This is a genomic window from Streptomyces sp. NPDC058758, from assembly GCF_042746075.1.
GTDB lineage: Bacteria > Actinomycetota > Actinomycetes > Streptomycetales > Streptomycetaceae > Streptomyces.
In genome coordinates this window covers 121500-128328 of the sequence record NZ_JBHYPS010000022.1, presented here as the reverse complement: position 1 = coordinate 128328, position 6829 = coordinate 121500, and the positions used below count along the sequence as shown (strand labels likewise).

Sequence of the window (6829 nt, the reverse complement as noted above, 5' to 3'; positions counted from 1 at the left end):
CCCTGGCGATGCCCCCGCGGCCCCCCCCCCCCCCCCCGCCCCCGCGGGGGGGGGGGGGGCGCCGGCCCGCGCCCCCCCCCCCCGGGGCCCCCCGGGGGGGGGGGGGGGGGGGGCCCCACGGCTCTTTCACGCGACCGCCCGCGCCGGCCGTCCGCGCCGGGTTTCCGCGCGGGCCTTCCGCGCGTCGGTCAGGCGACCTCGAAGGTCGACTTCGCCAGCTCGTACGCGGCGACCACGGCGTCCTCCTCGGCGTCGAGGCCGCCGAGCTCCACGATGACGACCGTGCCCTTCGCGGTCTCCACCGCGAAGGACCGTCCGTCCCGCCACTCCTCCTCCAGGGCGCTGTACGCGGAGTAGCGGGCCTCCACGGCGGCCGTGCCGCCCAGCTTCACGTCCTTCAGGACGAGCGCCTTGGTCCTGTCGTCCTTCACGAAGGCCGACAGGGCGGCCCCGGCCGGGCCCTTCGGCGCGGTCCACACCCGCAGGAAGCCGATGTGCGGGGTCCCCTCCGACGTGGCCTCGCACACGATCGTGGCCGGGCCCTGCTCCACCAGCGCGGCGAAGTCGGGGTCCTCGGGCTTCTCGACCGTCTCCGGTTCCCAGCCCTCCGCGAGGGAGAAGGAGACGGGCAGCGCGCAGGCGGTGCCGGGGCCGCCGACGGACGCCGCCGCCTTCGGGGCGGCGGACGCGGTGGGCGCCGGGGACGGCGACGTCGGGGACGGCTTCGCCGCCGCTCCGGACGCCGGGGCGCCCGGCTCCGGGGTCGTACCGCAGGCGGTCAGCAGGGCCGCCGCGAGCAGGGCGGTACGGAGGAAGGGGGCTCTGACGGGCATGGCCCCATCATTCCCGACGGCGTGCGTCCCCCGGACGGCGGTCGCACAATGTGAGGACGGCCCGAAGGGGGAGGACACCCACCCCGCCAGGGAGGCAGTCCATGATCCGGAGCACCAGCCTCAGGAGGCTCGGCGCGCTCGGCGCCGCGACGGCCGCCGCCGTCGCCCTCACCACCACCGCCGCGCCGGCGGCCCCCGCCGCACCCGCGGCCGACGGCTTCGAGTTCACCCTCTACGCCAAGGAGGTCCCGGCGGACGGGGGCGGGGAGAGCGGCTCGGCGCCCGAGGTGGGCGACTCCTTCGCCTTCGCCGACGACCTCTCCCGCACCAAGGGCGGCGAGAAGGTCGGCAGGGACGGAGTCGTCTGCACCGTGGCGCGCGCCGGCAACCCGGCCGACCTCATGTGCGTCGGCACCTTCGTCCTGAACGGCGGCCCGGGCGGCGCGATCGCCGGGCAGACGCTGCTCTCCGCGGACCCCACTGACGACTCCCCGGCCGCGTTCGACATCGCGGTCACCGGCGGCACCGGCGACTTCAAGGACGTCCGCGGCTGGATCCGCTCGACCCCCGACGGCGACTACTCGAAGCTGGAGTTCCACCTCACCCGCTAGCCGGGCGGGCGGGTCACGACAGCTTGCCGTAGTCCGGCAGCTTGAAGGCGCGCTCGGCGTGACCGCCGACGACGTCGGTCGTGTTGTTCCCGATGTTCGCGATGATCGTGTAGCCCTTGGCCTCGATCTCGGCGCGCTTCTCCGTCTTGTACGCGCTCACCTCGGCGAACAGGTCGGGCAGCGAGCGCACGTACAGCCCGTCGACCGGGTAGCCGACCTTCTTGAGGTTCCACTCGGTGAGGGAGTGGACGATCCCCGGGCGCGCGGTCACGAAGAAGACCTTCACCCCGCGCGCGTGGGCGTCCCTCACCAGGGCGTGGACCTCGGGGATCGCCGGCGTCGGCAGCTCCCAGAACGGGTGGAAGTCCGTCTCCAGGGAGCTGTTGTCGATGTCGAGGACGATCGCCTGCCGCTCGGTGCCGGCGTCCTCGGCGCGCGCCTCGACATAGGGGCGGGCCTCGGCGACCACGGCGGCGACGTCGCGGCGCCAGGTCGCGTAGTCCACGCCCTCGACCGCGGCCGCCGAGGCGAGGTGGGTGTCGGGGTCGGCGGCGGAGGCGGCGGGCGCGGGCCCGACGACGAGGAGGGCGGTGAGGCCGAGGAGGCCGGTGGCGGTGGCTGCGGACTTGGCGGAGGGCATGGGGGCTCCCGAGTGGTCGACCGTCTCAGTGGTTGACATGCTCGCGACCCATACTGGCCAGTAGATGTCCTGCTGACTACCGGTCGGTAGCGACTTTCCGTGCGGAAGGTGCCGACCGGGAACGACACCGCCCCCCGGTCCGCGGGGACCGGGGGGCGGTGGTGGTGCTACCGCGGGTTACGAGAGCTGGGAGCCCTGGCGCACCGGGATGTGCGTGAACGTCGGCTCGGGCGCCGGGTTCTGGAAGAAGTCGTTGCCCTTGTCGTCGACGACGACGAAGGCCGGGAAGTCCTCGACCTCGATCTTCCAGACGGCCTCCATGCCGTCCTCCTCGTTGTCCAGGACCTCGATCTTCTTGATGCAGTCCTGGGCGAGGCGGGCGGCCGGGCCGCCGATGGAGCCGAGGTAGAAGCCGCCGTGCGTGCCGCACGCGTCGGTGACCTGCTGCGAGCGGTTGCCCTTGGCGAGCATCACCATCGAGCCGCCCGCCGCCTGGAACTGCTCCACGTAGCTGTCCATCCGGCCGGCCGTGGTCGGACCGAAGGAGCCGGAGGCGTACCCCTCGGGGGTCTTCGCCGGGCCCGCGTAGTAGACCGGGTGGTCCTTCATGTACTGCGGCATCTCCTCGCCGGCGTCGAGCCGCGCCTTGATCTTGGCGTGCGCGATGTCGCGGGCCACGACCAGCGGGCCGGTGAGGGAGAGGCGGGTCTTGACCGGGTACTTGGTCAGCTCGGCCAGGACCTGCTCCATCGGCTGGTTCAGGTCGATCTTCACGACGTCGCCGTCGGCGTCGAGGTGCTCGTCGGTGGTCTCCGGCAGGAAGCGCGCCGGGTCGGTCTCCAGCTGCTCCAGGAAGACGCCCTCGGCGGTGATCTTCGCGACGGCCTGGCGGTCGGCCGAGCAGGAGACGGCGATCGCGACGGGCAGCGAGGCGCCGTGCCGGGGGAGGCGGACCACGCGCACGTCGTGGCAGAAGTACTTGCCGCCGAACTGCGCGCCGATGCCGATCCTCTGCGTCAGCTCGAAGACCTTCTCCTCCAGCTCCTTGTCCCGGAAGCCGTGGCCGGTGGCGGCGTCGCCCTCGGTCGGCAGCTCGTCCAGGTAGTGCGCGGAGGCGTACTTCGCGGTCTTGAGCGCGAACTCGGCGGAGGTGCCGCCGACGACGATCGCCAGGTGGTACGGCGGGCAGGCGGCCGTGCCGAGCGAGCGGATCTTCTCCTCCAGGAACTTCATCATGGACGCCTCGTTGAGGACGGCCTTCGTCTCCTGGTAGAGGAAGGACTTGTTGGCGGAGCCGCCGCCCTTGGCCATGAAGAGGAACTTGTAGGCGCCGCCGTCGGTCGCGTACAGCTCGATCTGCGCGGGCAGGTTCGAGCCGGTGTTCTTCTCCTCCCACATGGTCACCGGGGCCATCTGCGAGTAGCGCAGGTTCAGCTTGGTGTACGCGTCGTAGACGCCCTTCGACAGGGCCTCCTCGTCGCGGCCGGAGGTCAGCACGTTCTGCCCGCGCTTGCCCATGACGATCGCGGTGCCGGTGTCCTGGCACATCGGGAGCACGCCGGCGGCGGCGATGTTGGCGTTCTTCAGCAGGTCGAGCGCGACGAACTTGTCGTTGCCCGACGCCTCCGGGTCGTCGATGATCTTCCGCAGCTGGGCCAGGTGGGCCGGGCGCAGGTAGTGCTGGATGTCGTGGATCGCCTCGGCGGCCAGCTTGCGCAGCGCCTCCGGCTCGACCTTGAGGAACGTACGGCCGTCGGCCTCGAAGGTGGAGACGCCCTCGGCGGTCACCAGCCGGTAGGGCGTGGTGTCCTCTCCCAGGGGCAGCAGATCGGAGTACGCAAACTCGGGCATGACGGCGGCCATTCCTCACTCGGCAGACAGCGGCGCGCCGCCTCCGTTGGCGGGCGCGCCCTCCAGCGTAGAACGCCGGCGCGGCCCCGATCCTGTGAGGTAAGGCTCACCGGGGACCGGGACCGCGCCGAAGTGGAGTGTTCCGGTCGGTCCGCCGTCCGGCGTTCCGCCCGGTGGGCCGCTAGGAGACGGTCGCCGTCAGCGCGTACGGGTTCGCCCACAGCGGGGACGTGCGGCGGGCCTCCACGACCAGCTCCCACACGCCGGCGGCGGGAGCCGCGTAGGTCCGGGTCCGGGGGTCGCAGCCGTAGCCGTCGAGGTAGTTGTTGTAGCAGTAGATCGTTCCGGCGGCGGAGGCCTCGCCGGAGACGCCGGTCGGCCGGAAGGCCCACCAGCGGGTCTGGCTGCCCTCGTCCAGACCGTCCATCGACACGGTCAGCGCCTTCGCCCCGGCGGGCACGGCCACCGTGTAGTGGACGGTGCCGTTGCGGTGCGCGACGCCGGTGACGGTCAGCGGGGCGCCGCCGGCGGTCAGCGGCACGGCGGCCTCGACGGCCAGCATCGCGTGCTGCTCGACGGCCCGGGTGGCCGGGTCGTCCAGGGTGAGGACGGCGGAGTGGACGCCCTGGGCGCCCGGCTTCGCGGTGACCGCCAGGGTGGTCGGGACGCCCTTGGCGAGGACCACGGAGGACGGCACGGAGAAGGTCCCGCCGCCGCCCTTCAGCCCGGTCTCGTACGCCACGGGCGCGTCCGGGCCGGTGGTGCGGGTCACCGTCAGCTCGTACGTCCGCTCCTCGCCGACCGCCTGGCCGCCGGCGCCGGGGGCGCAGCTGTTGAAGAGGCCGCTGCCCCGGTGCGGGGTGACGAGCCTGCCGGAGAGCGGGGTGCAGACGGGCGCGGAGACGGTGACGGCGTCGGCCGTGTCCGCCTTCCCCTTCCCGAGGACGGACCACGCCTTCGGCACGTCGAACTGGCCCCGGCCCTGTGCGACGGCGTCGGCCGTGCCGTTCCAGCGGGCCGTCGAGTAGATCGCGGCGCGCAGCTCGGCCGGGGTGGCGGACACCCCGGTCTGCTTCGCCGCCGAGAGCAGCAGCGCGCCGGCGCCGGCGGCCTGCGGGGACGCCATCGAGGTGCCGTTCATCATCGAGTAGCCGGGCGGCAGCGCGTAGCCGGTCTCCGGCACCGAGGCGGGCGCGATCCAGTCCGGGGTGGTGGAGACGGCCGAGCCGGGGGCGGTGACGTCCGGCTTGAAGCCGCCGTCCTCACGCGGCCCGCGCGAGGAGAACGGGAACACGGCCCGCGCGTCCTTCGTCACCGAGCCGTAGTTCGCCCACCACGTGGCGGAGGAGACCGCGGCACCGACGCTGACCGCCTTGTCGGCCCCGGTCGGGTCGCCGACGGTGTTCGTCCCGGCGCCGGAGTTGCCCGCCGAGATGAAGAGCTGGACCCCGGTGGAGTCGATCAGCCGGTTGTAGACGAGCGCGCGGGCGCTCTGGCCGTCGTTGAACTCGGGGCTGGAGCCGATCGACATGTTGATCACGTCCACGCCGTACTTCGTGGCGAGGTCGATCATGCCGTCGGTCAGCGCGGCCGAGGAGCAGCCGAGGGAGTGGCACGCCTTCATCGAGACCAGCTTCGCGCCGGGCGCCTGCCCGTCCATGGCGCCGCCGTACATGCCGTGGGCGGCGGTGATGCCGGCGACGTGGGTGCCGTGCGCCTCGGTGATCACGTTGACGTTCACGCCCGTCGTGGTGGCGTTGATCCTCTTCGCCTCCACGGTGAAGGGAACGCGCTCGTTGAGCGGCGTCGCCGGGTCGTCGGCGCCGAGGTACCCGACCTGGCGGGCCTCGCCGAACCGGCGCATCGCCTCCTCGTCGGTGAAGTCGAAGTCGCCGTCCGTGTCGACCCGGATCGATCCGTCCGAGTCCCGGAAGAGGACGCCGATCTTCCGCTGCCCGCCGCCGGGCATCGCCAGCGCCCGGTTCTGCACCCGCAGGTCGGAGCCGGGCGGCGCGGTCCACGCCTGGCCGTCGGGGGTGTGGACCGTCGGGCCGGACTGCTGCCGGCCCATCAGGAACCAGCTGGAGTCGAAGAGCAGGTCGACGAAGTTGTTCGGGTCGGTGCCGGTGACCGTCTCGACCAGCTTGTGCTCACCGGTCGTCGTCCTCGCCAGCGCCGGATGGGTCGGGTCGATGCCCGTGTCCATGACGCCGATGGTGACCCCGCGCCCGTCGAAGGTTGGGTGGTCCGCCTTGAAGTCCGTCGACCCGGTCTCGCGGGTCGGCATGTACGGGTTGGCGTCCGGGGTCGCGGCGGACGGCGCGGCCGGCGCCCCGGCGCCGGGCTTCGGGCCTCCGGCGGCCCCGGCCCCGCCGTCCGCCCGGGTGTCCTCGACCTCCAGCAGTTCGTCGAGGTCGACGGCGACCACGGGGTCGAGGGCGGCGACCGTCTCGACCAGGTCGAACGGCACGTTGGCCTTCAGGTACCCGACGGAGGCGTCGGTACGGAGCGCCTCGACGCCCAGCGCGGCGAGCGCCGCCTCGGCCTCGGCGGTCCGCCCCTCGCCGACGGCGACGAGCAGCGTCGCGAAGCCGGGAGCGGCCTGCCGCCGCTGCTCGTGCTGTCGCTCGTACTGCGCGAGCAGGGCCCGGTCGTGCGAGCCCAGCCGGTCGGCCGGGACGGGGTCGGCACCGGCCGCGGCGGGGCCCGCGGTGAGGGCGAGCGAGGCGGCGGCGAGGGCGAGGGCGGTGGCGGTGGCGGTGGGTATCGCGGTGGATCTGCGACGGGACATGGATGTCCTTCCGGCGGCGTCCTGGTGTGCGAACGCCGGACACGTTGCCACGCGCCCGGCCCCCCGGCAGTCCCCCGCCCCTGTCGGCTTGCCGCCCTGACGT

The 6829-nt window shown here is 73.3% G+C and carries 5 protein-coding genes; 1 reads left to right on the top strand and 4 read right to left on the bottom strand.

What is annotated here, in order from left to right; translation table 11 throughout:
• Window positions 1–188: 188 nt before the first annotated feature.
• Window positions 189–833: a lipoprotein gene (locus tag ACFW6A_RS24260; RefSeq protein ID WP_386642674.1), complete on the bottom strand. Its 645-nt coding sequence runs from the start codon at window positions 831–833 to the stop codon at window positions 189–191.
• A gap of 101 nt (window positions 834–934) precedes the next feature.
• Here ACFW6A_RS24260 and ACFW6A_RS24255 point away from each other — a divergent pair, with 101 nt between their 5' ends.
• On the top strand, window positions 935–1444 hold the full coding sequence (locus tag ACFW6A_RS24255; protein WP_386642671.1) for a hypothetical protein: 510 nt from the start codon (window positions 935–937) through the stop codon (window positions 1442–1444).
• A gap of 13 nt (window positions 1445–1457) precedes the next feature.
• Here ACFW6A_RS24255 and ACFW6A_RS24250 read toward each other — a convergent pair whose 3' ends face one another.
• From ACFW6A_RS24250 to ACFW6A_RS24240, 3 genes are all read right to left on the bottom strand, one after another.
• Entirely contained in the window at window positions 1458–2123 is a 666-nt protein-coding gene (locus ACFW6A_RS24250) for an HAD family acid phosphatase (protein ID WP_351854371.1), read from the bottom strand.
• 138 nt (window positions 2124–2261) lie between these two features.
• Entirely contained in the window at window positions 2262–3935 is a 1674-nt protein-coding gene (locus tag ACFW6A_RS24245) for a fumarate hydratase (protein WP_351854374.1), read from the bottom strand.
• Window positions 3936–4116: 181 nt separating this feature from the next.
• Entirely contained in the window at window positions 4117–6726 is a 2610-nt protein-coding gene (locus ACFW6A_RS24240; protein ID WP_386642667.1) for a S8 family serine peptidase, read from the bottom strand.
• Window positions 6727–6829 lie beyond the last annotated feature (103 nt).

Bases quoted from the DNA above. Each gene is read 5' to 3' on its own strand.
- ACFW6A_RS24245 (WP_351854374.1), bottom strand. From the start codon at position 3,935: ATGCCCGAGTTTGCGTACTCCGATCTGCTGCCCCTGGGAGAGGACACC.
- ACFW6A_RS24240 (WP_386642667.1), bottom strand. From the start codon at position 6,726: ATGTCCCGTCGCAGATCCACCGCGATACCCACCGCCACCGCCACCGCC.
- ACFW6A_RS24260 (WP_386642674.1), bottom strand. From the start codon at position 833: ATGCCCGTCAGAGCCCCCTTCCTCCGTACCGCCCTGCTCGCGGCGGCC.
- ACFW6A_RS24255 (WP_386642671.1), top strand. From the start codon at position 935: ATGATCCGGAGCACCAGCCTCAGGAGGCTCGGCGCGCTCGGCGCCGCG.
- ACFW6A_RS24250 (WP_351854371.1), bottom strand. From the start codon at position 2,123: ATGTCAACCACTGAGACGGTCGACCACTCGGGAGCCCCCATGCCCTCC.